At 65.9% G+C, this 26,081-nt stretch carries 29 protein-coding genes and 1 tRNA gene; 16 read left to right on the top strand and 14 right to left on the bottom strand.

The genetic code is table 11. The annotated features are described in order from the left end of the window. The 6 genes from E3T23_RS01880 to acsA all read right to left on the bottom strand — a co-directional run. Positions 1 to 328: sigma-70 factor domain-containing protein (locus E3T23_RS01880; protein WP_277612448.1), on the bottom strand; the 328-nt coding region annotated here is incomplete at its 3' end. 105 nt (positions 329 to 433) lie between these two features. After that, entirely contained in the window at positions 434 to 676 is a 243-nt protein-coding gene (locus E3T23_RS01875) for an acyl carrier protein (protein ID WP_134368722.1), read from the bottom strand. Next, a complete protein-coding gene (locus tag E3T23_RS01870; RefSeq protein ID WP_134368721.1) occupies positions 673 to 2,076 on the bottom strand; it encodes a 2-oxo acid dehydrogenase subunit E2 in 1,404 nt (467 codons plus the stop codon). The genes E3T23_RS01875 and E3T23_RS01870 overlap by 4 nt, the downstream gene beginning before the upstream one ends. Continuing rightward, on the bottom strand, positions 2,069 to 3,049 hold the full coding sequence (locus E3T23_RS01865) for an alpha-ketoacid dehydrogenase subunit beta (protein ID WP_134368720.1): 981 nt from the start codon (positions 3,047 to 3,049) through the stop codon (positions 2,069 to 2,071). Before E3T23_RS01865 ends, E3T23_RS01870 begins: the two co-directional genes overlap by 8 nt. Continuing rightward, positions 3,046 to 4,068: a pyruvate dehydrogenase (acetyl-transferring) E1 component subunit alpha gene (pdhA, locus tag E3T23_RS01860; protein ID WP_277612447.1), complete on the bottom strand. Its 1,023-nt coding sequence runs from the start codon at positions 4,066 to 4,068 to the stop codon at positions 3,046 to 3,048. The genes E3T23_RS01865 and pdhA overlap by 4 nt, the downstream gene beginning before the upstream one ends. Beyond that, a complete protein-coding gene (acsA, locus tag E3T23_RS01855) occupies positions 4,065 to 5,870 on the bottom strand; it encodes an acetate--CoA ligase (RefSeq protein WP_134368724.1) in 1,806 nt (601 codons plus the stop codon). Before acsA ends, pdhA begins: the two co-directional genes overlap by 4 nt. A 46-nt stretch (positions 5,871 to 5,916) precedes the next feature. Between acsA and E3T23_RS01850 the strand changes: the two genes are divergently transcribed. Next, entirely contained in the window at positions 5,917 to 6,465 is a 549-nt protein-coding gene (locus E3T23_RS01850; protein ID WP_134368719.1) for a hypothetical protein, read from the top strand. Here the strand turns inward: E3T23_RS01850 and E3T23_RS01845 are convergent. Genes E3T23_RS01845 through alsS form a run of 3 tightly spaced genes read right to left on the bottom strand, consistent with a single transcriptional unit; the run spans position 6,462 to position 9,306 of the window. Continuing rightward, positions 6,462 to 6,815, bottom strand: coding sequence for a zinc ribbon domain-containing protein YjdM (locus E3T23_RS01845; protein ID WP_134368718.1), 354 nt, complete (start codon positions 6,813 to 6,815; stop codon positions 6,462 to 6,464). The two genes, E3T23_RS01850 and E3T23_RS01845, sit on opposite strands and share 4 nt — an antisense overlap. A 20-nt stretch (positions 6,816 to 6,835) precedes the next feature. Next, the gene (gene budA, locus E3T23_RS01840; RefSeq protein WP_134368717.1) at positions 6,836 to 7,567 is read right to left on the bottom strand and encodes an acetolactate decarboxylase; all 732 of its coding nucleotides are present in this window, start codon (positions 7,565 to 7,567) and stop codon (positions 6,836 to 6,838) included. Continuing rightward, complete coding sequence (alsS, locus tag E3T23_RS01835; protein WP_134368716.1) at positions 7,564 to 9,306, bottom strand: acetolactate synthase AlsS; 1,743 nt, start codon at positions 9,304 to 9,306, stop codon at positions 7,564 to 7,566. The genes budA and alsS overlap by 4 nt, the downstream gene beginning before the upstream one ends. Before the next feature lie 117 nt (positions 9,307 to 9,423). On the opposite strand from alsS, the gene E3T23_RS01830 reads away from it, so the two are divergent. After that, positions 9,424 to 10,320, top strand: a complete 897-nt coding sequence (locus tag E3T23_RS01830; protein ID WP_134368715.1) for a LysR family transcriptional regulator — start codon at positions 9,424 to 9,426, stop codon at positions 10,318 to 10,320. Here the strand turns inward: E3T23_RS01830 and E3T23_RS01825 are convergent. Next, entirely contained in the window at positions 10,317 to 11,081 is a 765-nt protein-coding gene (locus tag E3T23_RS01825) for a hypothetical protein (protein WP_134368714.1), read from the bottom strand. The genes E3T23_RS01830 and E3T23_RS01825 overlap by 4 nt on opposite strands. 302 nt (positions 11,082 to 11,383) lie before the next feature. On the opposite strand from E3T23_RS01825, the gene E3T23_RS01815 reads away from it, so the two are divergent. From E3T23_RS01815 to E3T23_RS01795, 5 genes are all read left to right on the top strand, one after another. Then, the gene (locus E3T23_RS01815; RefSeq protein ID WP_134368712.1) at positions 11,384 to 11,605 is read left to right on the top strand and encodes a helix-turn-helix domain-containing protein; all 222 of its coding nucleotides are present in this window, start codon (positions 11,384 to 11,386) and stop codon (positions 11,603 to 11,605) included. Positions 11,606 to 12,250: 645 nt separating this feature from the next. After that, positions 12,251 to 12,484 (top strand): hypothetical protein, encoded by a 234-nt coding sequence (locus tag E3T23_RS01810; RefSeq protein WP_134368711.1) that lies wholly within the window; start codon positions 12,251 to 12,253, stop codon positions 12,482 to 12,484. Between the two features lie 136 nt (positions 12,485 to 12,620). Further along, the gene (locus E3T23_RS01805; RefSeq protein WP_134368710.1) at positions 12,621 to 13,067 is read left to right on the top strand and encodes a hypothetical protein; all 447 of its coding nucleotides are present in this window, start codon (positions 12,621 to 12,623) and stop codon (positions 13,065 to 13,067) included. Continuing rightward, on the top strand, positions 13,064 to 13,495 hold the full coding sequence (locus tag E3T23_RS01800; protein ID WP_134368709.1) for a hypothetical protein: 432 nt from the start codon (positions 13,064 to 13,066) through the stop codon (positions 13,493 to 13,495). The genes E3T23_RS01805 and E3T23_RS01800 overlap by 4 nt, the downstream gene beginning before the upstream one ends. Continuing rightward, the gene (locus E3T23_RS01795) at positions 13,492 to 13,854 is read left to right on the top strand and encodes a hypothetical protein (protein WP_134368708.1); all 363 of its coding nucleotides are present in this window, start codon (positions 13,492 to 13,494) and stop codon (positions 13,852 to 13,854) included. Before E3T23_RS01800 ends, E3T23_RS01795 begins: the two co-directional genes overlap by 4 nt. Positions 13,855 to 14,063: 209 nt before the next feature. On the opposite strand, the gene E3T23_RS01790 is transcribed toward E3T23_RS01795, so the two are convergent. Beyond that, positions 14,064 to 15,005: a hypothetical protein gene (locus E3T23_RS01790; RefSeq protein WP_134368707.1), complete on the bottom strand. Its 942-nt coding sequence runs from the start codon at positions 15,003 to 15,005 to the stop codon at positions 14,064 to 14,066. Beyond that, positions 15,002 to 15,502, bottom strand: a complete 501-nt coding sequence (locus E3T23_RS01785; RefSeq protein ID WP_134368706.1) for a DUF6932 family protein — start codon at positions 15,500 to 15,502, stop codon at positions 15,002 to 15,004. Before E3T23_RS01785 ends, E3T23_RS01790 begins: the two co-directional genes overlap by 4 nt. A gap of 231 nt (positions 15,503 to 15,733) precedes the next feature. On the opposite strand from E3T23_RS01785, the gene E3T23_RS01780 reads away from it, so the two are divergent. Next, positions 15,734 to 16,327 (top strand): recombinase family protein, encoded by a 594-nt coding sequence (locus E3T23_RS01780; protein WP_134368705.1) that lies wholly within the window; start codon positions 15,734 to 15,736, stop codon positions 16,325 to 16,327. Between the two features lie 107 nt (positions 16,328 to 16,434). After that, the gene (locus tag E3T23_RS01775) at positions 16,435 to 17,628 is read left to right on the top strand and encodes a site-specific integrase (protein WP_134368704.1); all 1,194 of its coding nucleotides are present in this window, start codon (positions 16,435 to 16,437) and stop codon (positions 17,626 to 17,628) included. A 91-nt stretch (positions 17,629 to 17,719) separates the two neighbouring features. On the opposite strand, the gene E3T23_RS01770 is transcribed toward E3T23_RS01775, so the two are convergent. Beyond that, positions 17,720 to 17,793, bottom strand: a tRNA-Gly gene (locus E3T23_RS01770). A gap of 71 nt (positions 17,794 to 17,864) precedes the next feature. On the opposite strand from E3T23_RS01770, the gene dcd reads away from it, so the two are divergent. After that, positions 17,865 to 18,476 carry a dCTP deaminase gene (dcd, locus tag E3T23_RS01765; RefSeq protein ID WP_134368703.1) on the top strand — a complete coding sequence of 204 codons (612 nt, stop codon included), beginning with the start codon at positions 17,865 to 17,867 and terminating at the stop codon, positions 18,474 to 18,476. A gap of 43 nt (positions 18,477 to 18,519) precedes the next feature. Next, on the top strand, positions 18,520 to 19,041 hold the full coding sequence (locus E3T23_RS01760) for a hypothetical protein (protein ID WP_134368702.1): 522 nt from the start codon (positions 18,520 to 18,522) through the stop codon (positions 19,039 to 19,041). On the opposite strand, the gene E3T23_RS01755 is transcribed toward E3T23_RS01760, so the two are convergent. Next, positions 19,038 to 20,366 carry an MFS transporter gene (locus E3T23_RS01755; protein ID WP_134368701.1) on the bottom strand — a complete coding sequence of 443 codons (1,329 nt, stop codon included), beginning with the start codon at positions 20,364 to 20,366 and terminating at the stop codon, positions 19,038 to 19,040. The genes E3T23_RS01760 and E3T23_RS01755 overlap by 4 nt on opposite strands. Positions 20,367 to 20,552: 186 nt before the next feature. Here E3T23_RS01755 and dnaK point away from each other — a divergent pair, with 186 nt between their 5' ends. Genes dnaK through E3T23_RS01730 form a run of 5 tightly spaced genes read left to right on the top strand, consistent with a single transcriptional unit; the run spans position 20,553 to position 25,653 of the window. Then, a complete protein-coding gene (gene dnaK / locus E3T23_RS01750; protein ID WP_134368700.1) occupies positions 20,553 to 22,421 on the top strand; it encodes a molecular chaperone DnaK in 1,869 nt (622 codons plus the stop codon). Continuing rightward, positions 22,421 to 23,047, top strand: coding sequence for a nucleotide exchange factor GrpE (locus E3T23_RS01745; RefSeq protein ID WP_134368699.1), 627 nt, complete (start codon positions 22,421 to 22,423; stop codon positions 23,045 to 23,047). Before dnaK ends, E3T23_RS01745 begins: the two co-directional genes overlap by 1 nt. Continuing rightward, the gene (locus E3T23_RS01740) at positions 23,040 to 24,053 is read left to right on the top strand and encodes a DnaJ C-terminal domain-containing protein (protein WP_134368698.1); all 1,014 of its coding nucleotides are present in this window, start codon (positions 23,040 to 23,042) and stop codon (positions 24,051 to 24,053) included. Before E3T23_RS01745 ends, E3T23_RS01740 begins: the two co-directional genes overlap by 8 nt. A 2-nt stretch (positions 24,054 to 24,055) precedes the next feature. Then, positions 24,056 to 24,490: a heat shock protein transcriptional repressor HspR gene (locus E3T23_RS01735; protein WP_134368697.1), complete on the top strand. Its 435-nt coding sequence runs from the start codon at positions 24,056 to 24,058 to the stop codon at positions 24,488 to 24,490. A 26-nt stretch (positions 24,491 to 24,516) separates the two neighbouring features. Beyond that, positions 24,517 to 25,653 carry a class I SAM-dependent methyltransferase gene (locus E3T23_RS01730; RefSeq protein ID WP_134368696.1) on the top strand — a complete coding sequence of 379 codons (1,137 nt, stop codon included), beginning with the start codon at positions 24,517 to 24,519 and terminating at the stop codon, positions 25,651 to 25,653. Positions 25,654 to 26,081: the final 428 nt, after the last annotated feature.

Below are 26,081 nucleotides of genomic sequence, written 5' to 3'. Positions count from 1 at the left end.
GGACGAGGTCCATGATGGGCATTCCGCGGCCGGAGTAGTGTTTGGCGATGCTCACCACGAGGCGCAGGTTGGCTTCGATGAAGTGATTCTTCGCGCGGCAGCCGTCATGGGCGAGCCAGGCCAGCTCGCGGAGGAGGGAGGGATCCACATCGTCCTGCTGGCTGCGTTGCTCAGCGAACAGCCCGACCTCGATCCGTCTGGCCAGGTCGACCTCGTCTTCGGCGCTGAGGAGTGAGACGCTGCCGATCTTCCTCAGGTAGTCGCCGAACGCATCCGTCGCTGCGCGATTGTAGGTGGCAACGGATGATGCATGTGCGGTGATGGTCATGGTTTCCTCCAGTTCGGGCTGGAACATCAGTACACAGCCCGGGCGGGATTGCGTCGAGGGCCTTGACGCGGTCGTTGAGAAAGCGAATAATACTCGAGGTTTGCATCAGCCGTGCTCGGCGACGTAGGTGATCAGGGCTTTGACCGTCGTCACCGTCGCATAATCGCGCTCGGGAGTGTCGACGCCCGTCGCCTCGTTGATGGTCTCGATCAGCCGCAAAAAGTCCAGTGAGTCGAGTTCCAGATCCTGGCGCAGTCGCGCGCCCTCGTCGAGATCGTCGGTGTCGACATCCGGCGCCACCTGGCGGATGGCCGCGTACACAGCCGCTCGGGCCTCCTGTTCGGTCATAGCTCCTCCGGTTTCTGCAACAGTTCGTCGACCCGGGCCAGGAATCTCCCGCCGCGCAGCCCGTCGCTGACGCGGTGGTCGGCGGACAGGGTGGCGGTGATCGCGGGACGAACACCGAGCAGGCCGTTCCGGGCCCACGGTTCCTCCCGCACCCGGCCGAATCCCACCAGGGCGACCTGCGGCGGGTAGATCACGCCGAAGACGCTCTCGACGCCGAGGTCTCCGAGGTTGGTGACGGTGAGGGTCGGGTCGGCCATCTCCGCGCGCTGCAGCCGGCCGCCGCGCGCGCGGCTCACCAGGTCGCGCAGCCGTTCCATCAGCGCCTCCAGCGACAGAGTGTCCGCGTCGTGCAGCGCGGGGGCGACCAAGCCGCCCTGGCGCAACGCCACGGCCACGCCCAGATGCACGGCGGTGCTCGGCCGGAAGGAACCCTCGGTGAAGAAGCCGTTGACCTCGGGGACGTCCCTGGCGGCCAGCGCGGAGGCCTTCAGGAGCAGCGCGGCCGGTACGAGCCGCTGGGCGACCGGCCGGGCGGCGTTCTGGTGCTCCATCCACGCTAGCGCGGCGCGCAGATCCAGGGTGGTGCTCAGGTAGTAGTGCGGGATGGTCTTCTTCGAGCGCGTCATCAGCGACCCGATGGCGCGGCGCAGCCCGGCGGCCCGCGCGGCGGCATCCGTTGGTGCGGCGGCCGGCCGGGCGGTGGGCGCGACCGGTGCGGTGACCGGCTTCTCGACCGGCTCAGCGACGGTCGGACCGGCGGCGAAGCTCCGCACGTCGGTTTCGGTGACGGCGCCCTCGGCGCCCGTGCCCGGCACGGCCGTCAGATCGACGCCGAGAATCTCGGCGACGCGCCGGGCACGCGGGGAGGAACGCACCCGGCCGGTGGCCGGCGGCGCTGCTTTCGGGGCGGGCGTGTGTTCGGCAGCCGGGGGTCGGTCAGGCGGGCGGTCGGCAGCCGACCGTGCGGCCGCGGCCTGCTCCACGTCGGCCCGGGTGAGGGCGCCGTGCTTCCCGGTGCCGCGCACGACGTCGGTGTCGACGCCGAGACGGTGCGCCAGCTGACGCACGGGGGGCGACACGAAGGCCGGCGTAGGGACTCCATGGGCGAACGCCGGCACCGGGGCGGCCGGTGCGGGTGGCGGTGCGACTGGGGCGCCCGCGGCCGGGGTCTGGGTGATCCGGGCCAGTGGCGCGCCGACCGGCACGATCGTGCCCACCTCGACGAGCAGCTCGGCGACCACGCCCTCCTCGAAGGACTCCACGTCGATGTCGGCCTTCTCGGTGTCGACGACGGCGACCATGTCGCCGCGGTGCACGTAGTCGCCCGGTTTGACCAGCCACTCCACCACCCGGCCCTGCTCCATGTCCGCGCCGAGGGCCGGCATCCGGAACTCACCCACGAGTGCCCACCGCCTCTCGGGCGGCGGCGATGACGCGTGCGACCGAAGGCAGGGCGGCCTGCTCGAGGTGCCGGGCGTAGGGCAGGGGAACCTCGGCACTGCAGACCCGGCCGACCGGGGCATCCAGGTCGAAGAAGGCGGCTTCGGTGATGCGGGCGCTGATCTCGGCCGAAATGCTGCCGCTGCGCCATCCTTCGTCGATCACGACGGCGCGGTGTGTTTTGGCCACCGTGGCCAGGATCGCGGCGTCGTCGAGGGGGCGCAGGGTGCGCAGGTCCAGAACCTCGGCGTCGATGCCCTCCTCCATCAGCTGCGCGGCGGCGTCGAGAACGGTGGGCAGGGTGCCACCGTACGTGATCAGGGAGACGTCGCCTCCCGGGCGGCGCACGGCGGCGGTGTCGATGTCGACCGCGCCGGCGTTCTCGTCGAGCTCGCCGGCTGCGTTGTAGAGCGAACCGTGCTCGAAGATCAGCACCGGGTCAGGGTCTGCCAGGGCGGTCCACAGCATCCCGCGGGCGTCGGCCAGGGTCGACGGGGTGAGGATGCGCAGGCCCGGGATATGCGCGTACCAGCCCTCCAGGCTGTGCGAGTGCTGCGCGGCCAGCTGGCGCCCGGCGCCGGTGGTCATCCGGATCACCACGGGCACGCTGAACTGCCCGCCGGACATGTGGGACAGGGTCGCCGCGTTGTTCATGATCTGGTCAAGGGCGAGCAGGCTGAAGTTGACGGTCATGATCTCGACGATCGGGCGCATCCCGCCGAGGGCCGCGCCGATCCCGGCCCCCACGAACCCGGTCTCCGAGAGCGGGGTATCACGGATGCGCTCGGGCCCGAACTCCTCGAGCAGGCCCAGGCTCACCGCGAAGCAGCCGCCGTACGCCCCGACGTCTTCCCCCATCAGGAACACCCGGTCATCGCGCTGCAGCGCCTCCCTCAGGGCGGCACGCATGGCCTCGCGATAGGTGGTCTTCATGTCGGCATCCGTTTCGGTCGGTTCCGCTCGGTATCGTCCCTGTCCGTATCGTCTCTGTCCGTATATACGTGCCGGGTCAGCTCTTCGACCGGTTCCAGGGTGCCGGCCTCGGCGAAGGCGACGGCGGCCTGCACTTCGGCGTCCACGGAGGCCTGCACCTCGGCCCACGTCGGCTCGGGGAGGTCCCCGGCGGCCTCCAGCGTGGCGCGCAGCAGGTCGATCGGGTCGCGCTCGAGCCACTGGGCCACCTCGGCCTTCTCCCGGTAACGCTCGGGGTCGTACATCGAGTGCGCCCGGAAGCGGTACGTGCGCAACTCGAGGAAGTGCGGGCCGGCGCCGCCCCGCACGGCGGCGCCGGCCCGCCGGGCTGCCTCCTCGACGGCGAGCACGTCCATGCCGTCCACGGGCCAGGCGGGGATTTCGTAGGCCGCCGCCTTCAGGGCGATGTCGGTCTGGGATTCCGAGCGCGCGAGCGCCGTGCCCATGGCGTAGAGGTTGTTCTCGCAGCAGAACAGTACGGGGAGCCGCCAGAGGGCCGCGAGGTTGAGGCTCTCGTGGAAGGCCCCTTCGGCGACGGCGCCTTCGCCGAAGAAGCAGGCCGTGACGCGGGAGCGGCCCGCCATCTTGTCGGCCAGAGCCAGTCCGATGGCGAGGGGAAGACCGCCGGCGACGATGGCGTTGCCCCCGAAGAACCGGGTGGCCGCGTCGAAGAGGTGCATGGACCCGCCGCGGCCCCGGCAGCATCCCTGCTCGAAGCCGTACATCTCGGCCAGGATCGCGCCGGCGGGGACCCCGCGCAGCAGCGCGTGGCCGTGTTCGCGGTAGGTGGCCACGACCGCGTCCTCCGGTTCGAGTGTCGCCAGAACGCCGGCCGCCACCGCCTCCTCGCCGATGTAGACGTGCATGAACCCGCGGATCTTCGCGGCGCTGTACAGCTCGACGCACTTCTCCTCGAACCGTCGCACCCGCAGCATCTGGTGCAGGAGACCGCGGGCGTGCTCCGCCCGCTCGGCGTTCACCGGGGCACCTCCACGGTGGACGTGTCGCCTTCGGGCAGACCCAGCTCGCGGGCCTTGAGCAGCCGGCGCAGAATCTTGCCGCTGCGGGTCTTGGGCAGCGAGGCGGTGAAGTCCAGCTCGCGCGGCGCCACGGCCGGGCCGAGGCGCTTGCGGGCGAAGCCGATGATGTCCAGGCGCAGTGCCTCGCTGGGCTCCCAGCCCGGCTTCAGTTCCACGAAGGCCTTGACCACCTCGCCGGCGACGGGATCGGGGATGCCGATCACCCCGGCCTCCGCCACCGCCTCGTGCTCCATCAGCGAGCTTTCCACCTCGAACGGCCCGATCAGGTGCCCCGAGGACTTGATGACGTCGTCTCCGCGGCCGACGAACCAGTAATAGCCGTCGGAATCCCGCCGGGCGAGGTCGCCGGAGAGGTACCAGCCGCCGACGAAAGCGCGGCGGTAGCGTTCCTCCTCGCCCAGATACCCGCGGAACATCGACGGCCAGCCGGGCCGCAGGGCCAGCTCGCCCAGGGCATCCGGTTCGGTCACCAGTACGACCTCGCCGCCTCGCATCACAGGCGCGCCCAGCTCGTCGCGTGCGACGAGCGCCGCCTCGACGCCGGGGAGCGGCCGCCCCATCGAGCCGGGGCGGATGGGCGTGGCCGCGTAGTTGGCGATCATGATCCCGCCGGTCTCCGTCTGCCACCAGTTGTCGTGAATCGGCTGCCCGAACGCCTCCTGGCCCCACATCACGACCTCCGGATTGAGCGGCTCACCCACGCTGGCCACGAACCTCAGTGCCGTCAGGTCATGGCCCGCGGCCCGGTCGGCACCGGCTTTCATGAGCATGCGCAGGGCGGTCGGCGCCGTGTACCAGACGGTCACACGCTGCTCGGCGAGCACCCGGTACCAGCGGTCCGCGTCCAGCTCCTCCTCGTCGACGATGGCCGTCACGCCGTGCGCCAGTGGAGCGATGATGCCGTAGGAGGTGCCGGTTACCCAGCCGGGGTCGGCGGTGCACCAGTAGACGTCGTCCTGGTGCAGGTCGAGGGCGAACCGGCCCGTCGCGTAGTGCGCGGTCACGGCATCGTGCACGTGGACGGCGCCCTTCGGGGTGCCCGTCGTGCCGCTCGTGAAGTGCAGCAGGGCCATGTCCTCGCCCTGGGTGGCTGCGATCTCGCCGTACGGCGGGGCCTCCAGCAGCAGAGCCGCCAGGTCGAGCGTGTCCGGTTCCGGATGGCCGTCCGCGTCGACCAGGAAGACGTACCGCAGGTCGGGCAGCCGGTCCCGGATCGGCGCCACTTTCTTGCGGTACAGTGCCCGTGTCGTGACCAGGGCCCGTCCGCCGCCCAGCTGCAGTCGCTGGCGCACCGGTTCCGGTCCGAACGCGGAGAACAGCGGGCAGAAGACGCTGGCGTTCTTGAAGGTGCCGAGCACCGCGATGTAGAGCGCGGGAACACGGCCGAGCAGCGAGAAGACCCGGTCACCCCGCCCGATGCCGAGGCCCCGCAGCACGCTGGCGAAGCGGCCGGTCTGTTCGGCGAGTTGCGCGTAAGTCAGGGAGTGGGTCGTGCCGTCGCCGCGCACGAACCGCAGGGCCTCGTGCCGGGCCCTGGCGCCGGCGGCGTGCCGGTCGACGGCCTCGTAAGCGATGTTGAGCCCCCGATTGCCGGGCAGCCCCGAGAGCGCGTGCCGGGCCTCGTCCCAGGTGAAGGCGGCGCAGGTCTCGTCGTAGTCGACGAGGTTCGGCGGCACCGCGAGGGCGCGAACATTCTTCGGGATGGGGGGCCAGCGTGTCGAGGACTCGGTTCCTGCCGTCATGGTGCCCATGAAACCCCCGCGCGGGCGCTGGGCATAGGGTATCGCCATGGCCTCCTTTGAGCGGATTGTCGACGACGGTCTGCTCATCGCGCTCTCAGCGGTGCGCATGGCCGTGAAGAACCACATCATCGTGGGTGCGCTGCGCGAACACCGCGACTTCTCCGACTCCGACTATGCCGCGGCTGTCCGCTCCGAATTGGATCTGCTGGCACGGCAGAACGAAGAAGATGCCGAGCGTGTCAGTCGGCAGGGGAAAGGCCGGGGCCGGCAGCGGAGCGCGTCGGAGATCACCGACGATGACCGGCTCGAGGTGCGCCAGCTGGCCCTCCGGCGGCGGGTGCACCTGAAGCTCGCCGGCGCCCTGCGGGCCGTCGCGGCCGACGAGGAGCAGGTCGCCGGCCTGCTCGAGCGGTCCCGGACGGACGCCAGCGAGGAGGTCGGCACCGCGCTCACCGACAGGCTGGTCGAACAGATCGTCGACGGACGGGAGCCCGACTACGCGCAGCGGCGGGCAGAACGGGTGCGGACCCTGGTGAACACCGATCTGGCGGCGCTGATGTCGAAGTACCGGGCCGGGCCGGGTTCCGGCCGCTAGACCTTCTTCACCACACTGGACTTCAGCTGCATCGAGCCGAACCCGTCGACCTTGCAGTCGATGTCGTGGTCGCCCACGCCATCCACCAGACGGATATTGCGCACCTTCGTGCCCACCTTGATGGCGGTGGCGTTGCCCTTGACCTTGAGGTCCTTGATGATGGTCACGGTGTCACCGTCGGCGAGTACCGTCCCGAAGGCATCCTTGACGGTGGTGTCCTCGGCCGCCTCGGCCTGGTCGGCCGGTTCGTTGCTCCACTCGTGCGCACAGATCGGGCAGACCAGGAGCGCGCCCATTTCGTAGGCGTATTCGCTGGAACATTCCGGGCAGGGAGGCAGGGAATCGGTCACCTCCCCATCGTACGACTGCGTCACGCGTGCATTTCGGTCTTCTGGATCTGCCGCTCGAGGTCGTCGGGGGACAGGTTGGCGTTCTTGAAGGCGTCCGTCAGCGGCAGCTGCAGGCGCAGGTCGGTGCCGAGGCACAGGGCCGCGGTGCCGGAGCGCAGCTTGAAGTCGAGCACGTGGCCGCCGGCCGTGCGGTCGTCGGTGACGAAGTGCGTGTGGCAGCCGGGCACACCGATGCCCTGCTCGTACAGCGGGGTGCGGAAGCCGGCCACGACACCCGAGACGTCGTGCAGCTCGATGATCGCGTCCTCGTCGGTGGCCTCCACCATGGGACGGTAGGGCTTCTCCTGCTTGACGACCGTGCGCATCCGGATCCACTCGAAGTCACCGTCGATGCGCAGGGCATACATGTAGTTCTCTGACGCCGTCATCTTGTCGATGAACTTCGACGCCTCGGCGCGCACGATGTTCTGCGGCAGTGCGCGCTCGATATGAGGCACGAAATTCGTGACCACGGCGTAGGGCGTGTACGCGCCCAGATCGGCCTTCGACACCCCGCCGTCGGCGCGCAGCTGGTAGCAGGTGCCGTCGATGATCAGCATTTCGCCGTCGAGCCCGTTGAACGTGCCGATGCCGAAACTGCCGCGGCCGAGAAGGTCGCGCACGGTCATCTCGTCTTCGTAGACGCCGTCGAGCAGCGCGCTCATCAGGCTCGTCTGGAAGATTTCGTGTCGTGAGACAGTGAAGTTGCTCATTGCAGTACATCGCTTTCCAGATCGGCCATCAGGTCATCTCTATTGTTGCGGTAGTCGACGCGCACGTCGATGATGCTCGGGCCGGGTTCGTGCAGGGCCTGCGCCAGGATGCCGGCGAAGTCGTCGAGGTGCGTCACCCGGTGGCCGTGGGCGCCGAACGATTCGGCGTAGGCGACGGCGTCGTAATCGCCCAGCTGGACGCCGGAGGTGCGCCCGTACTTGCCCATCTGCTGGAAGGCCACCATGTCGTAGGTGCCGTCGTTGAAGATGATGTGCGTGAACGTCGAGCCGAGCCGCACGGCCGTCTCCAGCTCCATCGCGGAGTAGAGGAAACCGCCGTCGCCCGAGACGGACACCACCGGGGTCCCCGGTCGCACCAGGGTCGCGGCGATCGCCCAGGGCAGAGCCACGCCCAGCGTCTGCTGGCCGTTCGAGAACAGCAGGGTGCGCGGGTGGTAGGTGCGGAAGTGCCGGGCCATGTAGATGTAGTGGGAGCCGACGTCGCAGAGCACCGTCGTGTCATCCGGGAGCAGCTCGCGCATCATCAGCGTGAGATCGGCCGGGTGCACGCCCTCGGACTCGTCCCGGCGACCGGTGGGCTGGTCGGCGTGCGCAAGGCGGGCGCGTTGGGCGGTGACCTCGGCGGCCGCGGCAGCCGGCATCGCCAGACCGTCGATCTGGCCGGCGAGGGCGTCGAGGGTCTCGGCGACGTCGCCGCGTAGTTCGACGGTGGGACGGTAGTAGTCGTCGAGGTCGGCGGAGAGCTCGTCGAGGTGGATGATCACGCGCAGGTGGTCCTTGTTCCATTTCGACGGCTCGTACTCGACGAAGTCGTAGCCGACGGTCAGGATCACGTCGGCCTTGTGCAGAAGGATGTCCCCGGGCTGGTTGCGGAACAGGCCCACGCGTCCGAGATAGTGCTCTTCGAGCTCGTGCGAGATCACTCCCGCGGCCTGGAAGGTCTCGACGACGGGCAGCCCGGCCACGCCCAGCAGGCGGTGCAGTGCCGCGACGGCCTGGTCCGAGCCGGACCGTGCGCCGGCGAGGATGACGGGGAACTCGGCGTTCCTCAGCAGTGCGGCCGCGCGCCGCACGTCCGCGGACGGTGCGGCGCCCAGCTGCGGCACCCAGTGCGGATGCTTCATCGACACGGTCGTGGAGTCGGTGAGCACGTCGTAGGGGAGCACGACTGCGGCGGCGCCCTTGGGCTCCTGGGTTGCCGCGCGGAACGCGTTGGCGATGGCCTCCGGTACGTTGTCGGCGACACTCACCTCGCCCGCGGACTTGGTCACGGCGGACAGCATGCCCACGGCATCCATGGTCTGGTGGGTGCGCTTCAACCGGTCTGCGCGCGGAACCGCGCCGCACAGGGCGACCACCGGGTCGCCCTCGGTTGTCGCCGTCAGCAGTCCGGTCGCCAGATTGGAGGTGCCCGGGCCGCTCGTCACCAGGACGACACCCGGCTGGCCGCTCAGACGCCCGACGGCTGCGGCCATGAACGCCGCATTCTGTTCGTGCCGCACCACGATCACCTCGGGGCCGTCGTCGATCAGAGCGTCGTAGACCGGGTCGATCTTGGCGCCGGGTACGCCGAAGACCCACTGCACGCCGTAGGCCTTCAGGCACTCCACCACGCGCTCGGCGGAGCGGGTGGTGGAGACGGGGGTGCCGACGTCAGGGCGAGCAAGCGAGGCCTCCGTCGTCTGGTCGCCGCTCGGGGCAGCGGAAGTGGTAGTCATATGATGCCTCCCGGCTCTTGGTTCTGATTCGGCCTTTCTTCCATCGTCGCCGCTCGTTCAATAAGAAACAACGCCGACTTATGATGCAAACGATCTGCAAATGAGATGCTTGGATCTATGGACCTGAGACAGTTCGAATACTTCAGCGCCGTCGCCGGCGAGTTGAGCTTCACCCGAGCCGCGGACCGCCTCACCCTCGCCCAGTCCGCCGTCTCGGCCGGCATCCGCTCGCTGGAAAGCGAACTCGGGGTCGAACTGTTCGACCGCAGCCGCCGCCAGATCAAACTCACGTCTAGCGGGGAGCTGCTGCTGCCGAAGGTGCGGGACGCCCTCGACGCCGTGAACGCGGTGCGCGACGCCGCCCAGGAGACCACCCACGCCATCACCGGGTCCATCGTGATCGGGCTGATGACCTCGGTCACGCTCGTCAATGTGCCCCGGTTGCTCGGGCACTTCCGCGCCGGCCACCCGGGCGTCGGTGTGCGGCTGCGCGCGGCCCGGCGTGGGTCGGCCGGGCTGGTCGACGACCTCGTCTCGGGCGAACTCGACCTGGCTTTCCTCTCCCTCAGCGGCCCGGCTCCGACAGCGCTCCTGGCCGTGCCGATCGCGTCGTCGCCGATGGTGCTGGTAGTGCCGAAGGACCACCGGCTCGCCTCCACACCGGCCGTTAAACTGGGCGACCTCGCGCCGGAGGAGTTCATCGATCTGCCGCCGGGGTACGCCAGCCGCCAGATTGTGGACGATGCCTTCACCGCTGCCGGCCTCGAGCGGCGGATCATGATCGAGGTCTCCGACATCGGAACCGCCGCCGAATACGTGGCCAACGGCCTCGGCGTGGCCCTGTTGCCCGCATTCACCGTGCACGATGCCCTCGACGTGCACGGGCTGCGCGTGGAAAACCTGCCCGACTTCACCGTGTACCTGGCGGCCTCACGCAAGCGGCGCGCGTCGGCCGCCGTGCGCGCCTTCGTGGAGCTCGCGCTCGCCGCCGACACGGGCGGGCCACGCAGCTAGCGGTCGAGCCCCGCCATGCGCTCCAGTGCGGCCCGAATGATCATCTGGGACGGGTCGCCGATCACGTGATTGTTCAGGTACAGGCTCTCCGCCCACGACAGGACTTCCTGTTTGGTGAGTCCCACGGCCGCCCAGTCCACGCCCGCTTCCGCGCGAGCCTTCGGCTCCCCGCTCTTCGGGTGCAGCCACACCCGCGCGATCGGGATGTCCGGATCGTCGTGCTCCGGGTTCCAGAGGAGCGCGATCGGGTGGTCGGGTCCATCGAGGTGCTCGTCGGCGATGTGGCCGGAGCCGAGCCAGGGGAGCATCAGCTGCTCGCCCTCCAACTCCACATCGATGATTTCGAGCGGGACCGGCCCGTAGTCGCGGGAGTACACCGGCAGCCCCACATGGTGCCATTCGGCGGCCTCGTCCGCATCCTCCAGCAGATCGGGCAGGCGCGGCGCGACGTGCAGCACGAAGCCGGTCGCCCAGTCGACGAGGGCCTGGGTATCGGCGGCCGGCCACGGACTGTCGTCGCTGGAGGAGCCGTCCGCGTGGTGGAAATGGTATTCGACTCCGTCTTCCAGGATGTCCAGGTGGAACTCTCCGTCGTCGAAGCCGAGGAAGATGCCGGCGACCTGCTCCTCTTCATCCCAGTCGGCGTCGAACTCCGGGTGCCGGAAACGTGGTGGCAGCGGCGGGATGTCCAGGGGCAGCGCGCCGAGGTCGAGCACCACCCGCAGCACGGTGTTCGGCATACGCAGTGTCGGGTCGGTCATGGTCTCGACGATACCGGAGGCCGCCGACGCGGGGCCATTCGTCGCAACCGTGGTGATCAGTGAGCGGATGACGGGAATCGAACCCGCGCTATCAGCTTGGGAAGCTGAGCCAGCGTCAATCGGTGACGGCGGCATTGCTTCTATTTTAGGAAACAAACGGGAGCATTCGTTCGCCATCGGGCGCAGCGTGCCAATAGTGTGCGCCGTTACTGGCACGAATCTGGCACGGGAATTGATTCTGTTTGGGTGACCCTTTTTGCTTGGCCTGCTCGCACGTATAACAGTGTGGAAAGGGTCCCAACATGAAATTGACCAGCAACAATTCAACCCATTTGCCCGCACTCTTCGACGTTGCGGGTGCAGCGACCTATTTGGGGGTCACCGAACACTTCGTCCGGCGGCTCCGGCGCGAGCGACGTGTGCCGTACATCAAATTGGGGCACTTCGTCCGGTTCGACCGCGCAGACCTCGACTCCTTCATCTCAGAGGGACGCGTGGAACGTGGGGACTTCGCGCGTGCCTAGGCTCGGCACGATTCTTCATCGTGCAGGCTCGGAGAGTGCCCACGCCGGTTGTGGGCACTCATGACAGGCGAATCAAGGCGCGTGGAATTCGTCCGCCCTCTTGTTATCAAGAGAAGTACTGGGGGAAATGCAGCCCGCGAAGCATTGGACTTGTTCAACAGAGCCAATTCAGATGACGACTCACTCAAGCGTTGTGGTAGCTCTCGCACGAAGGCTGGAGGACTTCGAACCTGCAATTCGATTCTCAGGTGCGTCCCATGCTCGATTTATCGGCTGGCCGAGCGTCGGGCGGACCTGCGCGCGGCTATCGGCGGAGCCGAAGCTGTCGCGTTCGTCACTCTGACAAAAGCCCATGGTTCCGGCCCGCTGGATGATGAGTGGTCGGGGCTTGAATCGGTCCTGAATAAGTTCACTCATCATGGCGACTGGCCTCGTTTCAAGAAACGTCATGGAATCAGCGGATATGCGCGGGTGGTCGAATTGACAGAATCTGAGGGTAGCTGGCACGTACACGCCCACCTGTTGCTCACATTTCGCTCGGACGTGAGTCCTTCTGCTGAAGGACGCCTCCGGGAGGCCTTACGGGCGAGATGGTGCCGTTCTGCGGCTGCCACCGGACAGGGTGCGAATTGGCAGCATCAGACCTTGTCCATGGTCGACCGCGCGGACCGAAATTCCATCGCGGAATACGTCACCAAACAGCACTTACTGCGCCGTTCTCCAGAGGCTAAGACCCGCTATCCGGGGGACCTCTTGGCGGACGCGGCCACCGGTGACATTGACGCCACCGCCCTATGGAACGAGTACACCAAGGCGGCAATGAACAGGGCGATTCTGAGGGCATATGGGGACGCGGGGAGGCGTGCAAGCGAACTCTGAATCGCTGCGGCCGATGGTACTAACTATGAGGAACAAATCGGGGCGTCCATGCATGGTGTGCACAGGGCAGCGCGAAGGCATCGAAGCAGGACTCGCGTCCGGTTTAGGCATTACGCGGGTTTCGCAGCAGTTCGGTGTGAGTGTCGATTCCATCTACAGGCACATCCGCAGCCATCTGGCCCAAGACGTGCGGGCGGCCCTCAGAGGCTCTCAGGGCCTCAGCACGTCAGATATGATCCAGCGGCTCGCTGACGTGGCCAATGACGCCCTCCACGCTCGCAGAGCGGCCCTTGAAGCAGGGCACACCCAGAATTCCCTCCGTGCAGGGGACGCAGAGCTGCGGGCGCTGACTGTGCTGCTTGGTCGGTTCGGGATTGACGATCTTGAACTCATTGACCAGCTCAAGGCCGGAGAGACGCTGGCCCGTGCAGTAGGACAGGCAACCACACGCAACCCAGCCATTGGCACTGAGGTGGCTACACGGCTCCGCCTACTCGGGGATTCTCAAACCGCCGATGCTCTCGAACGGCATGCGGCTGTCGCCGCAGGCTCAAATCCAGAAATGAAAGAGGTAACAGAATGACCCCCACCGCGTTGAAGCCGGGAGACCAGTTCCACTTCATGGAGTCAGGCCTGACGTTCACGACGGACGCCAACATGTCCGGAGCTGCACAAGTGAGCTTCAGAGGCCAAACAGTGACGGTCACAGACGCCCTTCTCGAAGCAGCCCGGGACCGGCTGGGGACTTCATGGCTTGACCTCATGCACGACATGCAGGCACAGAAGGCACGTTGGGGGCGCGAGATGTTCAGGCCAGGGGCAGCACCCGAAAGCCTGACCAGGTGGACTCCGGGGACTCCGGAGGAGGACGCAGCCCGTGACGAACACCTGAAGGTCGCTTACGCCATTCAGGATGGGGCGAAACGTGCAGTGGCACTCCAGCGCGTGCACGCCACATTCGGTCGTAAGACCACCAGCACGCAGATTGCCACGTACATCGGGGACCGATGACGAACAACAAGACGCGCTCACTGCGATTCCGGGAGCTAGTTACTCTCATTCTCCGAGCTGACGGCCTCTCAGTAATTCGCAAGCCGGAGTTCAAGCGCCTCTCCGAGGCTGTGCTACACGAGCTGGAGGCCGGGGACATACAAGGCATTCCTGCTTGGCTCATCAACACGCGCAACGAGATGAAGAGGGACTTGTCAGGTGCCCTGGATGAGGCGCGGTTGGATGCGGTTCGGGACGGCAAGGCCCAGAGTGCCGTGGTCTGGTATCGCCCCGGTAGGACGACTGGAGAGGCCTACGTCGTCATGACATTGGACACCTTCTCTGGGGTCCTGCTACGGGAGCTTGAGCACCAGTCATGAGCTGGTAGGACAAAGGTTTCCGGGTATCAGAAGGTTTCTCCCCTGTTGGTGCCCGGGATAGCGCTGCTGCATCAAGAACGCCCCAGCGGGTGGCAGCGGCGTGAGAGGGTGCGTCGGACTAGCGCCCCGAGCGTGCCCTCTCATTTCATACTGAGCACCGGGACTTGCCGAACCTCAACTCCACGCGCAGCAGGGTGCTCAGGTCCGACCTAGGGCTTGAGGGAGATTCTCTTGATGGCAGTCAGAACGTAGCTTCGCTTCGCCGCGCTGCGGGCACCCGGCGGGAATTGGGTAATGACGTTGAACGTGGCCGAGGTCAACTCTCCGGAAGCGCCCAGTGCCGCGACTTCCTCCAGAAGGTCATGGTCCACGACGACAGCTTCGACGGCTACCGCCGACTCCGGGGCAAACCACATCGTGCCCATCGAACGACGTTGACCATCGACGTTCCCGCGAAGAGTGATGACGCTCGTTTCTGATTCCATGTCGTTGAGCGCTGAAAGTAGGTGTTCAGCTCCAGTCTTGTTGAGATGCAGCGGGACCGCTTTTTCGTTCGGGAGGCGGAGCACCCCTGAGACATTCCAATCCGAGGCAGTGACGGCCTTCGCAACTCGTCGGATACCGGGACGCGCCTCAACCGGAATGGCCGTCAATAGCCCCTCAAGTACGGCTGATTGGACATTGCTCGCATCGCCTGCGTGTGCGAGTACAGCTGCCACAGCACGCAGCGAACTTGAGTCCAGTGTCTCGACTCGCGCACCTTGAATTGAGCCATCAAGCTCGGTTGGGCTTGCCGCACGCAGCACGACTCGGACAGAGCCTGGAACCGGCGCTGATACCAAGAGTCCTGAGAGCATGCGCTGACGGCCCATAGCTTTCTTAGTGATTTCTTTGACGGCGTCAGATATGCCTCGCACCAGATTTGCGAAATCGGCAGCGTTGGTTTGATGATCCTTCACTGTCGTTCCGTTCAGGTGAAGGTCCAGCTCCGCTTGATAGCGGTTCTTCAATTGGAATAGAACAATTTCAAGAGCGGGTGTCTGTTGCGCGGACGCTTCCAGTGAACGACGAGCCATGCGGGACGAAAAGGAATCCCCGGCGGCGTCAGCCCATGCTTTTCTAAACTCTTGTTCAAGAGAGAGCACATTCATGGCAACACCTCCAAGAAACCTTTCTCAACACCTAGCACCTCGTTGCCGTCCGAGTCCTTAACTCTTGACCATTGCTTCATCCAATAGTCTGCTTTTCCGTTTGTCCCTCGGTAGCAAAGGAACGCGTCTACCAGGCCGCCCATGGGCTGGAATCGAGGCATTCCAGCTGCCGCAGACGTGAACAACTGCTCCAAGCGTGTCTGCTCTTCCTGTTTAAGCGCATCCACCGCCTCCTGCTTACAAAGGATCATTACATCAACGTCTGACGGCGCGCTCCACGGTTTGTGAGTTACGAAGCCACCATCCACCCAATAGCGCGAGGAGGGAAGGAGCTGGTCCACGATTGACAACCAAGTCTTGAAAGCCTGGAAGAGGAGTTCTCGTTCACTCGAAAAAGGAGCTTGAGATACGAAGTATGTCTCCATCTCCGCGAGCGTCGCTGAATGGCGACCGGGTGGCAAGAGCGCGTAGTCGCCCGAGACTGCTGGAATTGTCATTGTGGTTCCCCCAGTCTGAATCTAGCCCCCCGGTGAACGCGGGCCGTCTCTGCCTGCCAATTCGCCCAGCTCGGGGGGTGCCGGTCATCCGTCTCAGAACCATGAATTTGGACGTGCGTCCTGTGGAGGCACTCAAGGCTAGGAATGTGCGGAAAATCTGTTCCAAAAGTCCTCTCTGCGACATGTCTCATAATGAGCGTAATAGTTTCAGTTATTGATACAGTTCTAAACATGACACCTCAGAGCACCAAGAAGACCTTCGGCTACATTCGCGTCTCGACAGTCGCCCAGAACCTAGACCGCCAAACTGACGCGCTTGTGGCGCAGGGCATCCATGCTTCAGACATCTTTAGCGACAAGCTCTCTGGTGCTCGACAGTCGCGTCCGGGACTGGACGCCCTTCTGCGCGTTGTCCGCCCCGGGGACACCATTACGGTTCAGAGCCTCGACCGGCTCGGCAGGACCGCCTTGCACGTACTCCAAACGATCGCGGACCTGCATGAGCGCGACATCGCAGTCCGTTCTCTGAAAGATGGGGAGGACCTGACGAGCACCACCGGAAGACTCTTGGCCGGAATCATCGTTCACATTGCCGAGTGGGAGAGGAACATGAACGCCGAGCGCGTGGCGGAAGCCCGAGCTGCGCGCGCTTCCCGTGCCCAAGCGGGTGAGCAGGTTGCTGGACGCCCCCGCACCGCTTTGACGCCCGCCAAGGTGGAAGCCGTCCGACGCCTCCGGGAGTCAGGGATGTCGCCTTCAGCGATTGCTGCAAACCAGGGGATCAGCCGCGCTTCTGTGTATCGGGCGCTGGAGCACCACCAGTAGGCACGTTCAGTATTTGTGGCATCACCCTGTTTGATTAGCCGACTGCGCCGTATCAGAGGGTGGTCAAGGCATTGTGTCGGTCCGAATTCTCAGAACAAGGAGTCACCATGGCATCCAAGACCAACCGCGCAAACTTCGGCAGCGTTCGCAAGCTCCCTTCGGCACGCTGGCAGGCTCGCTACCCTGCCGAAGACGGCAGTCCGATGAACGCGCCGCTCACTTTCGAAACATCGCGTGAAGCCCGTCAGCACATTTCGACGGTCCAGGCAGACCGCCTGCGGAATGTGTACCACGACTACAGAAAGGGCGACATTCTCCTCACTGGCTTCGCAGCAGACTGGATCGCAAATGGGGGGAGTCGTGGCAAGCTCGCGGTGCGTACTCGTGAACTTTATGAGGACCTCCTCAGTCGCCACATTGGCCCGACCATCGGAACGATGCCAGTCGGGAAGATCACCCCGACAACCGTGCGGGGATGGCACACGGCGCTTCGGAAGGAACTCGCAGCCCGTGCATCCCAGCCTCTGAAGGCTGACGGGCTGGGGACTCGCAAGGCAACCGGAGAGACGCGTTTGCGGCAGGCGTATGCGCTTCTGAGAAGCATCATGGCCGAAGCTGAACGGGAGGGACTCATCCACCGCAACCCATGCAACATCAAAGGCGCGGGGTCCCTCAAGGCTCAGGAACGTCCCCTCATGTCGGTTGTCGATTTCGACGCTCTGGTGGCGGCGCTTCCTGCTGATTTGCGCCCGGTTGCTCACCTCACATTTGGTGGTCACCTCCGTCTTGGGGAGGTCGTGGGACTCCGCAGAGGAGACCTCGACCTCAAGTCACAGACCCTTACAGTCCTGCGTCAGGTAGTTCAGGCACGCACGGGCATCGTGGTCACCGATACGAAGACCGGAACCTCTCGGACCGTCGTTCTTCCGGGAGCCACTGTGGACGCCATGCGGCAGTACTTGACTACTGTGCCCACCGCGATGCCTTCGACCCCGATGTTCATTCGCGCTAACGGATCAGCACTCACGCGCGCACAGGTCCAGCATGCGTGGAAAAAGGCGCGCACAGCCACGGGGCTGGAACAGTTCCACTTCCACGACCTCAGGCACGCTGGCCTCACCCTCAGCGCTCAGAGCGGCGCGACCCTGAGAGAACTCATGGACAGGGCTGGTCATTCAACCTCAGCGGCAGCGATGGCCTACCAGCACGCTGCCGAGGCGCGGGGCAAGGTAATCGCCGAAGGCATGAATGCACTCATGAATGATCTGCGGGAGGCTGAGAGACAGACCCTCGGGGCTTAGCGGCACGTAGCTGGCACGCCGACCTTGAGCCGGAGAAATACCCGGTCGCATTGTCTCGAACTAAAGGGCCTTCGACCGGGCCTTCGTTGCTTGGAGCGGATGACGGGAATCGAACCCGCGCTATCAGCTTGGGAAGCTGAAGTTCTACCATTGAACTACATCCGCACGTCCGTGAGCGGGCAGGCCCGCACCGGAACCGTGCCAGCATATCAAGTCCGCGCCGTTAGGCTGGACCCGTGCTGCTCTCGGATCGCGATATCAAGGCTGAAATCAACGCGGAACGAATCCGTCTGGAGCCGTATCAGGCCGACATGATTCAGCCGTCGAGCATCGACGTGCGCCTCGACGGCTTCTTCCGCCTGTTCGACAACCATAAGTACCCCTATATCGATCCGGCCGAAGACCAGCCCGATCTGACCCGGTTGATCGAGACCGCCGCCGGCGAACCGTTCATCCTGCACCCCGGCGAGTTCGTGCTCGGGTCCACCTACGAGAAGGTCACCCTGCCCGACGACGTCGCCGCCCGGCTGGAGGGCAAGAGCTCGCTCGGCCGGCTCGGCCTGCTCACGCACTCGACCGCCGGCTTCATCGACCCCGGCTTCACCGGCCACGTGACGCTCGAGCTGAGCAACGTCGCCACCCTGCCGATCAAGCTCTGGCCCGGCATGAAGATCGGGCAGCTCTGCTTCTTCCGGCTGAGCTCGCCGGCCGAACGTCCCTACGGCTCGAGCGTGTACAGCTCGCGCTACCAGGGCCAGCGCGGGCCGACCGCGTCGCGGTCGTTCCAGAACTTCCACTGCACGGATGTGCGGGAGGTCGAGACGGGCTCGACCACGAGAGCCGAGTAGCCCGGTTCACACGGATGCAACACGCGCCCGGTAAAATCGGGTCATGACGACATCCGTGCCCAGCTTTGCCGAGGCGCTCTGCGCACCGGGACCGACACCCGAGTACCCGGGACGGATGCGCCGGTTCGGCCAGCTGGTCGGTGCCTGGGCCGCCACAGGCTCACGGCTCGACGAGGCCAACGGCGAGTGGACCGGCCGCGAATTCACCTGGATCGTCGACTTCGTGCTCGACGGGCGTGCGGTTCAGGACGTCGAGGTCGTCGCGAGCGACTCGCACCCGACCGGGTTCGCGACCGTCGCCACGGCCCTGCGGGTCTACGACCCCTACGCCGGCGTCTGGCGGGTCAGCTACTTCGCCCCGGCATCCGGGGAATACTGCCACCTCGTCGCGACCCCGCACCGCAACGGGCTGCGCCAGGACGGCACAGGCACCGACGGTCGGCCGATCCGGTGGAACTTCGCCTCGATCACACCCGACGCCTACGCCTGGGAGGGTTGGGTGTCCAATGACGAGGGTTCGACCTGGTTGCTGGTCGAGCACAACGAGGCCACCCGCATCCGTTAGCCGATCTGGTGCTGGTGAGCCTTCACCGGAAGCAAGAGCAGCAGTCCCACGAGCAGAACCAGCATGATGCCGAGGATGCCCCAGTAGGTGGCCCCGAAGATCGTCACCATCAGGGCGAACATGGCCGGCGCGAGGAAGCTCACCGCTCGGCCCGTCGTGGCATAGAGGCCGAACACCTCCCCCTCGCGTCCGGGCGGGATCAGCCGGGCCAGGAACGTGCGGCTGGCCGACTGGGCCGGACCCACGAAGAGGGTGAGGGCCAGCCCGGCGGTCCAGAACACGATCTGCCCGCCATCGTGGAGTAGGAACACGAGGAGACCGCACACGATCAGGCCGATCAGGGCGGTCACGATGATCGGTTTCGCGCCCAGCCGATCGTCGAGCGAACCGGCGATGATGGTGGCGATGCCGGCGACGACGTTGGCCGCGATGGCGAAGATGATGACTTCGCCCGGCGAAAACCCGAAGACGGATGCCGCGAGCACCCCTCCGAAGGTGAATACCCCGGCCAGGCCGTCGCGGAAGATGGCGCTCGCCACGAGGAAGTAGACCGTCTGGCGGCTGGTCTTCCAGAGCCGCGCGATGTCCTCTGCGAGCACGACGTAGGAGCGGAGAAAGCTCACCCGTGGCCGGCGCGCCGCGGCCGGGGAGTGGTATTCCGGAACCGAGAACAGCACCGGCAGGGCGAACAGCCCGAACCAGGCGGCCGCGATCAGCATCGTGACCCGCACCGACAGGCCGTTCTCGCCGGTCACCCCGAACAGTCCGACGTCGGGGCTGATGAAGCCGAAGTACACGATGAGCAGCAGCACGATACCGCCGATGTAGCCCATTCCCCAGCCGAAGCCGCTGACCTTGCCGATGGTGCGCGCGGTCGAGACCTGGGACAGCATGGCGTTGTAGTTCACGCTGGCGAACTCGAAGAACACGTTGCCGGCGGCCACCAGTACGAGACCGAGGAGAAGGAAGCTCGGTGACGCCTCGACGAAGAACATCGCCGCAGTGAGTCCGACCACGATGAACGTGTTGACGCCCAGCCACAGCTTGCGCCTCCCGGAGGTGTCCGAGCGCTGCCCGGTGATCGGGGCGAGCACGGCCACCAGCACACCGGCGATGGCGAGGGCCCAGCCGAGCTGGGCGGTGATGACGTCCTTGTCGCCGAAGGAGCTGCCCGTGATGTAGACGGTGAAGACGAAGGTGGTGACCACCGCATTGAACGCGGCCGAGCCCCAGTCCCAGAAGCTCCAGGCCACAACGCGGCGCTTGCTCGTCTTGTCTGGCAGCATCGGGGCATCCGTGCTGCCCTGTTCCGCGATCCCGGTCATGCGCTGAGGCTAGTGGATGCGGGTAGCCGAAGACCATCGATCACGCGAAATCCCAAAGTTGAGTCGTTCACGCTCAACTCTCAGGTGCGTGGCTTGACTCCGATTTGAGACACTGGCACACTTGAGTCTGCATCACTCAAGTCTGAGAAATCGGCTGAGCACAATACTTTGAAGGAGAACGCACACATGGCCCGTGCAGTAGGCATCGACCTCGGAACCACCAACTCTGTGGTGGCCGTCCTCGAAGGTGGAGAACCCACCGTCATCGCAAACGCCGAAGGCTTCCGGACCACCCCGTCCGTCGTCGCCTTCACCAAAGACGGTGAGGTGCTGGTCGGCGAGACCGCCAAGCGCCAGGCCGTCACCAACGTCGACCGCACCATCGCGTCGGTCAAGCGCCACATGGGCACCAACTGGGACGTCGCCATCGACGACAAGAAGTTCACCCCGCAGGAAGTCTCGGCCCGCATCCTGGCCAAGCTCAAGCGCGACGCCGAGGCGTACCTGGGCGACACGGTGACGGATGCCGTCATCACCGTTCCCGCGTACTTCAACGACGCCGAGCGCCAGGCCACCAAGGAAGCCGGTGAGATCTCCGGCCTGAACGTGCTCCGCATCATCAACGAGCCCACCGCGGCCGCTTTGGCCTACGGCCTCGACCGCGGCAAGGAAGACGAGCTCATCCTGGTCTTCGACCTCGGCGGCGGCACCTTCGACGTCTCCCTCCTCGAGGTGGGCAAGGACGACGACTTCTCCACCATCCAGGTGCGGTCCACCGCCGGCGACAACCGCCTCGGCGGCGACGACTGGGACCAGCGCATCGTCGATCACCTGATCAAGAAGTTCAAGGAAACCACCGGCGTCGACGTCTCCAAGGACAAGATCGCCAAGCAGCGCCTCAAGGAAGCCGCCGAGCAGGCCAAGAAGGAACTCTCGAGCAGCATGTCGACGAGCATCCAGCTGCCGTACCTCTCCCTGACCGAGAACGGCCCGGCCAACCTCGACGAGACGCTCACCCGCGCCCAGTTCGAGAAGATGACCGAAGACCTGCTCGACCGCACGAAGAAGCCGTTCCAGGACGTCATCCGTGAAGCCGGCGTCAAGGTGGAAGACATCGCACACGTCGTTCTCGTCGGTGGCTCCACCCGCATGCCCGCCGTGTACGAGCTCGTCAAGGCCGAGACTGGTGGCAAGGACCCGAACAAGGGCGTCAACCCGGACGAGGTCGTCGCCGTCGGCGCCGCACTGCAGGCCGGCGTGCTGAAGGGCGAGCGCAAGGACGTTCTGCTCATCGACGTCACCCCCCTGAGCCTCGGCATCGAGACCAAGGGCGGCATCATGACGCGCCTTATCGAGCGCAACACGGCCATCCCGACCAAGCGCAGCGAGACCTTCACCACGGCCGACGACAACCAGCCGTCCGTCGCGATCCAGGTCTTCCAGGGCGAGCGCGAGTTCACCCGCGACAACAAGAACCTCGGCACGTTCGAGCTGACCGGCATCGCGCCGGCCCCGCGCGGCATCCCGCAGGTCGAGGTCACCTTCGACCTCGACGCCAACGGCATCGTGCACGTGTCCGCGAAGGACAAGGGCACCGGCAAGGAGCAGTCGATGACCATCACGGGCGGATCCTCGCTCGCGAAGGAAGACATCGAGCGCATGGTGCGCGAAGGCGAAGAGCACGCCGCCGAGGACAAGCGCCGCCGCGAGGCAGCCGAGACCCGCAACACGGCCGAGCAGCTCGCCTACTCGATCGAGAAGCTGATCAAGGAGAACGACGAGAAGCTGCCCGAGGACGTCAAGTCCGAGGTTCAGGCCGACGTCGACGCCCTCAAGTCCGCGCTCGTCGGCGACGACGATGCGGCCGTGAAGACCGCCTTCGACAAGCTCAACGAAAGCCAGGGCAAGCTCGGCGAGGCCATCTACAAGACCAGCCAGGCGGATGCCGCCGCCGGTACCCCGGCCGACTCCGAACCGACCGCCGACGCGGCCGGCTCCGACGAAGACGTGGTTGACGCCGAGGTCGTCGACGACGAAGACGAGGCCAAGAAGTAATGGCAGAGGACACACAGCGCCCCGAGGACGAGCCGTTTGACGAGGGGGCATCCGTCGAGGGTGCCCCCGGGGCCGACGCGGAAGCGGACGTCGCCGCCGAAACCGTCAGCGTCGAGGACACCGATGAGGCGTCCGCCGAGGGGATCGAAGAAGACGAGCTGACGGTCCAGGACATCCTGGATGCCGCCACGCGCGAAGTCGAAGAGCCCACGAGCGAGCACCTCGCCGACCTCAAGCGGGTCACCGCGGAGTATGCCAACTACCGTCGGCGCACCGAGGCGAACCGCGAGGTCGAGCGCGAACGCGTCACCGTGGATGTCGTCAAGGGCCTGATCCCCGTGCTCGACGACCTGGACCGCGCTGAGAAGCACGGCGACCTGGTCGGCGACTCGGCGTTCAGCACGATCGCCGCGAAACTGCGGGCGAGCGTCGAGCGCCTGGGCGTGAAGTCCTTCGGTACGGTCGGCGAGCCGTTCGATCCGACCATCCATGAGGCGATCTTCCAGCTGCCCACCGCGGGCATCGAATCGGAGGCCGTCGGTGACGTGATCGAGACCGGTTACTTCCTCGGCTCGTCGCTCCTGCGCGTGGCCAAGGTCGTCGTGCAGGTACCGAGCGATGGCTAGCCAGGACTGGTTCGATAAGGACTTCTACAAGGTCCTGGGTGTGTCGAAGGACGTCACCCCGGCCGAGCTGAAAAAGGCTTATCGTAAACTCGCCCGCAAGTACCACCCGGATTCCAATCCGGGCAACCCCGCGGCCGAGGCGACGTTCAAGGAGATCAGCGAGGCACACTCGGTGATCGGCGACCCGGTTCAACGTAAGGAATACGACGCTGTGCGCGCGATGGGCGGTGGAGCTCGCTTCACCGCCCCGCGCCCCGGTGGCGGTCAGGCCGGAGGCTTCGACGATGTCTTCGGCGGCATGTTCGGTGGGGGAGCGCGGCAGCAGCCGCCGCCGCCGGGCTACTCCTATGAGCAGGGCGGTTTCGACGACCTTCTCGGCGGCATGTTCGGCCGCGGTCAGGGCGGCGGCGGATTCGGCACGTCGAGCGGCGGATTTCGCGGCTACGGCGGACCGACTCGCGGCCGCGACGTGATCGCCTCGACCACGGTGGACTTCATCACGGCCACGCACGGTGATCAGATCACCCTGCAGACGCAGGATGGTCGCGCCATCAAGGTGAAGATCCCGGCAGGGGTGGCCGACGGGCAGAAGATCAAGCTCCGCGGTCAGGGGCAACACAGCCCCGACGGCGGCGAGTCCGGCGACATCGTGCTCACCGTGAACGTGCGGAAGCATGCGGTCTTCGAACGAGACGGCCTCAACCTGCGGGTTTCCGTGCCGGTCACGTTCGTCGAGGCCGCGCTCGGCGCCACTATCGAGGTGCCGACGTTGGGCGGAGCGCCGGTCAAACTGCGCATCGCGCCTGGCACCCCGAGCGGACGCGTGCTGCGCGTCAAGGGACGTGGCGTCGTGACGCCCAAGGGCACCGGGGATCTGTTGGCGGAAGTTCAGGTTGCCGTCCCGTCCCATCTGTCGAAAGACGCCGAGGAGAAACTCGCGGCCTTCGCGGAAGCATTGCCGAAGGAGAATCCGCGCGACGAGCTCCTCGCGAAGGCGAGAGACTGACGGTGGACGAGAACACCCGGGTCTTCGTGATTTCGATGGCCGCCGAGCTTGCGGGCATGCACCCGCAAACCCTGCGCCAATACGATCGCCTGGGGCTGGTGAGTCCCGGCCGTACCCCCGGTCGGTCTCGCCGGTACTCAATGCGTGATGTGGCCAAGCTCCGCGAGATCGCGGAACTCGGTTCCAAGGGCGTGAGCCTGGAAGGCATCCGTCGCATCATTGAACTCGAGGACCATGTGCGCATGCTCGAATCGCGTCTGCGCGAACTGGAGTCTGCGCTGGCCGATGAGCTGCTCAACCGTCCGGGTCGCCGCGTTTTCGCGGCCGGCCCGGCCGGTGAGGTCATCTCGATGCGAGCCGGCACTCGCACGCGCCGGGCCAACCAGATTGTGATCTGGCGCCCCCTGGCATTGCGCCCGGCGGACGGCGAGAAGTAACCGCACCGCCGGGCTAGCCTGAGGCGATGTCTGACTTTTCCTTTGACCGCCTGCGGCGTTTCCCCGATGTGGAAGCGGACAATCTCTTCGCTGTGGATGCGAGCGACCGGCTGATCCTCGACGAGGCGGCGGGCCCGCTGGCCGTGGCCGGGGTCGGCGAGGTCGTCGTGCTCGAGGACAGATATGGCGCCCTCACCCTGGGCGCGGCCGCCCTGCATGCTGCTCGGGGCATCCGGGTACACCAGGATGTGCTCTCCGGGGAAATGGCGCTTGCCCACAATGCGGCCGATGCCGGGCTCGCCGATACCTACCGCTCCTTCGGCCTCGGCCGCGACCTGCTGGCGAACGCGCGGGTGGTGCTGCTTCAGCTGCCGCGCAACCTGGCGGCGCTCGATGAGATCGCCGACGCCATCCGTCGCTTTGCGTCACCCGAGGTGATCGTGATCGCCGGCGGGCGCATCAAGCACATGACGCCCGCCATGAACGAGGTGCTCCTCCGGCACTTCGGCGAGCTGCGGGTCTCGCCGGCCCGGCAGAAGTCGCGGGTACTCAGAGCCCAGGCCCCGATTCCATCGGCGGCGCAGACGACGGTGTCCACCTGGCCGAATTGTGTGAAGCACGTCGACCTGGAACTCACGGTCTGCGCCCACGGCGCCGTGTTCGCCGGCGCGACCATCGATATCGGAACGCGCTACCTGCTCGAGTTCCTCGATCGCATGAAGACGGATGCCTCGAGCGCCATCGACCTCGGCTGCGGCACCGGGGTGCTCGCCGCCGCACTCGCCCGGCGCCGTCCCGCGCTGCGGGTGACCGCCACCGACCAGTCGGCTGCGGCCGTCGCCTCCGCCCGGGCCACCATGGCGGCCAATGCGCTCACCGACCGGGTCGCCGTCGTGCGGGATGACGCTCTCCGCACTCAGCCGGAGGCGTCGGCCGAGCTCATCGTGCTGAACCCGCCCTTTCACATCGGCTCATCGGTTCATGCCGGCATCGCGTTGAAGCTCTTCCAGGATGCCGGACGGGTGCTGCACCCCGGCGGCGAACTATGGGCGGTGTGGAACACCCACCTGGGGTATCGGCCGGCACTGACTCGCCTGATCGGACCGACCCAACAGATGGGGCGGAACGCCAAGTTCACCGTGACGGTCTCGACCGCTCGGTGAGCGTCGCGGCCGGCGTGGCCAGCCGTGATCAGCACCGAGATGGATGCCGAGATGGATGCCGAGATCGGCGTCGTCCGGGTCCCTTACGGGGGCTTGCGACCGACACGCCCGGGATACTGAAGGGAGTTGCGTGCGTACAGGATTCACCGTAATGTCATCTGAGTCACCCCACAGGTTCGAAAAGCCGAAGAGCTTCCCGGCCTCAAGTGGGACGAAAGTTTTTGTTTCTTCTCGTCTGTCTACCCGCTAAGGGAGCGTACGAGGGGGAGCCGAGATGGTTACTCTCTCCGGTTGTTTGTCTGGTCGGGTCGGTAGGTGTTTGGGTGTGTTTCGGCGCACTCGGATTCGGCTGCTGGCCTTGATTTGACAGGGAATGGCCGGGCAGATAAGTTATACAAGTTGCCTCGAAGCGACAGCCTGGTACAGGG

The organism is Cryobacterium cheniae (assembly GCF_004403395.1).
GTDB lineage: Bacteria > Actinomycetota > Actinomycetes > Actinomycetales > Microbacteriaceae > Cryobacterium > Cryobacterium cheniae.
Note: the sequence above shows the minus strand (reverse complement) of the source record. Positions and strands in the feature narration are given on the sequence as shown.

Coding starts and splice junctions, on each gene's coding strand:
- E3T23_RS01740 (WP_134368698.1), top strand. CDS start 23,040: ATGGCTAGCCAGGACTGGTTCGATAAGGACTTCTACAAGGTCCTGGGT.
- E3T23_RS01790 (WP_134368707.1), bottom strand. CDS start 15,005: ATGAATGTGCTCTCTCTTGAACAAGAGTTTAGAAAAGCATGGGCTGAC.
- E3T23_RS01745 (WP_134368699.1), top strand. CDS start 22,421: ATGGCAGAGGACACACAGCGCCCCGAGGACGAGCCGTTTGACGAGGGG.
- E3T23_RS01760 (WP_134368702.1), top strand. CDS start 18,520: ATGACGACATCCGTGCCCAGCTTTGCCGAGGCGCTCTGCGCACCGGGA.
- acsA (WP_134368724.1), bottom strand. CDS start 5,870: ATGACGGCAGGAACCGAGTCCTCGACACGCTGGCCCCCCATCCCGAAG.
- budA (WP_134368717.1), bottom strand. CDS start 7,567: ATGAGCAACTTCACTGTCTCACGACACGAAATCTTCCAGACGAGCCTG.
- E3T23_RS01815 (WP_134368712.1), top strand. CDS start 11,384: ATGAAATTGACCAGCAACAATTCAACCCATTTGCCCGCACTCTTCGAC.
- E3T23_RS01825 (WP_134368714.1), bottom strand. CDS start 11,081: ATGACCGACCCGACACTGCGTATGCCGAACACCGTGCTGCGGGTGGTG.
- E3T23_RS01795 (WP_134368708.1), top strand. CDS start 13,492: ATGACGAACAACAAGACGCGCTCACTGCGATTCCGGGAGCTAGTTACT.
- E3T23_RS01850 (WP_134368719.1), top strand. CDS start 5,917: ATGGCCTCCTTTGAGCGGATTGTCGACGACGGTCTGCTCATCGCGCTC.
- dnaK (WP_134368700.1), top strand. CDS start 20,553: ATGGCCCGTGCAGTAGGCATCGACCTCGGAACCACCAACTCTGTGGTG.
- alsS (WP_134368716.1), bottom strand. CDS start 9,306: ATGACTACCACTTCCGCTGCCCCGAGCGGCGACCAGACGACGGAGGCC.
- E3T23_RS01785 (WP_134368706.1), bottom strand. CDS start 15,502: ATGACAATTCCAGCAGTCTCGGGCGACTACGCGCTCTTGCCACCCGGT.
- E3T23_RS01775 (WP_134368704.1), top strand. CDS start 16,435: ATGGCATCCAAGACCAACCGCGCAAACTTCGGCAGCGTTCGCAAGCTC.
- E3T23_RS01800 (WP_134368709.1), top strand. CDS start 13,064: ATGACCCCCACCGCGTTGAAGCCGGGAGACCAGTTCCACTTCATGGAG.
- E3T23_RS01875 (WP_134368722.1), bottom strand. CDS start 676: ATGACCGAACAGGAGGCCCGAGCGGCTGTGTACGCGGCCATCCGCCAG.
- E3T23_RS01830 (WP_134368715.1), top strand. CDS start 9,424: ATGGACCTGAGACAGTTCGAATACTTCAGCGCCGTCGCCGGCGAGTTG.
- E3T23_RS01780 (WP_134368705.1), top strand. CDS start 15,734: ATGACACCTCAGAGCACCAAGAAGACCTTCGGCTACATTCGCGTCTCG.
- E3T23_RS01865 (WP_134368720.1), bottom strand. CDS start 3,049: ATGAAGACCACCTATCGCGAGGCCATGCGTGCCGCCCTGAGGGAGGCG.
- E3T23_RS01730 (WP_134368696.1), top strand. CDS start 24,517: ATGTCTGACTTTTCCTTTGACCGCCTGCGGCGTTTCCCCGATGTGGAA.
- E3T23_RS01755 (WP_134368701.1), bottom strand. CDS start 20,366: ATGACCGGGATCGCGGAACAGGGCAGCACGGATGCCCCGATGCTGCCA.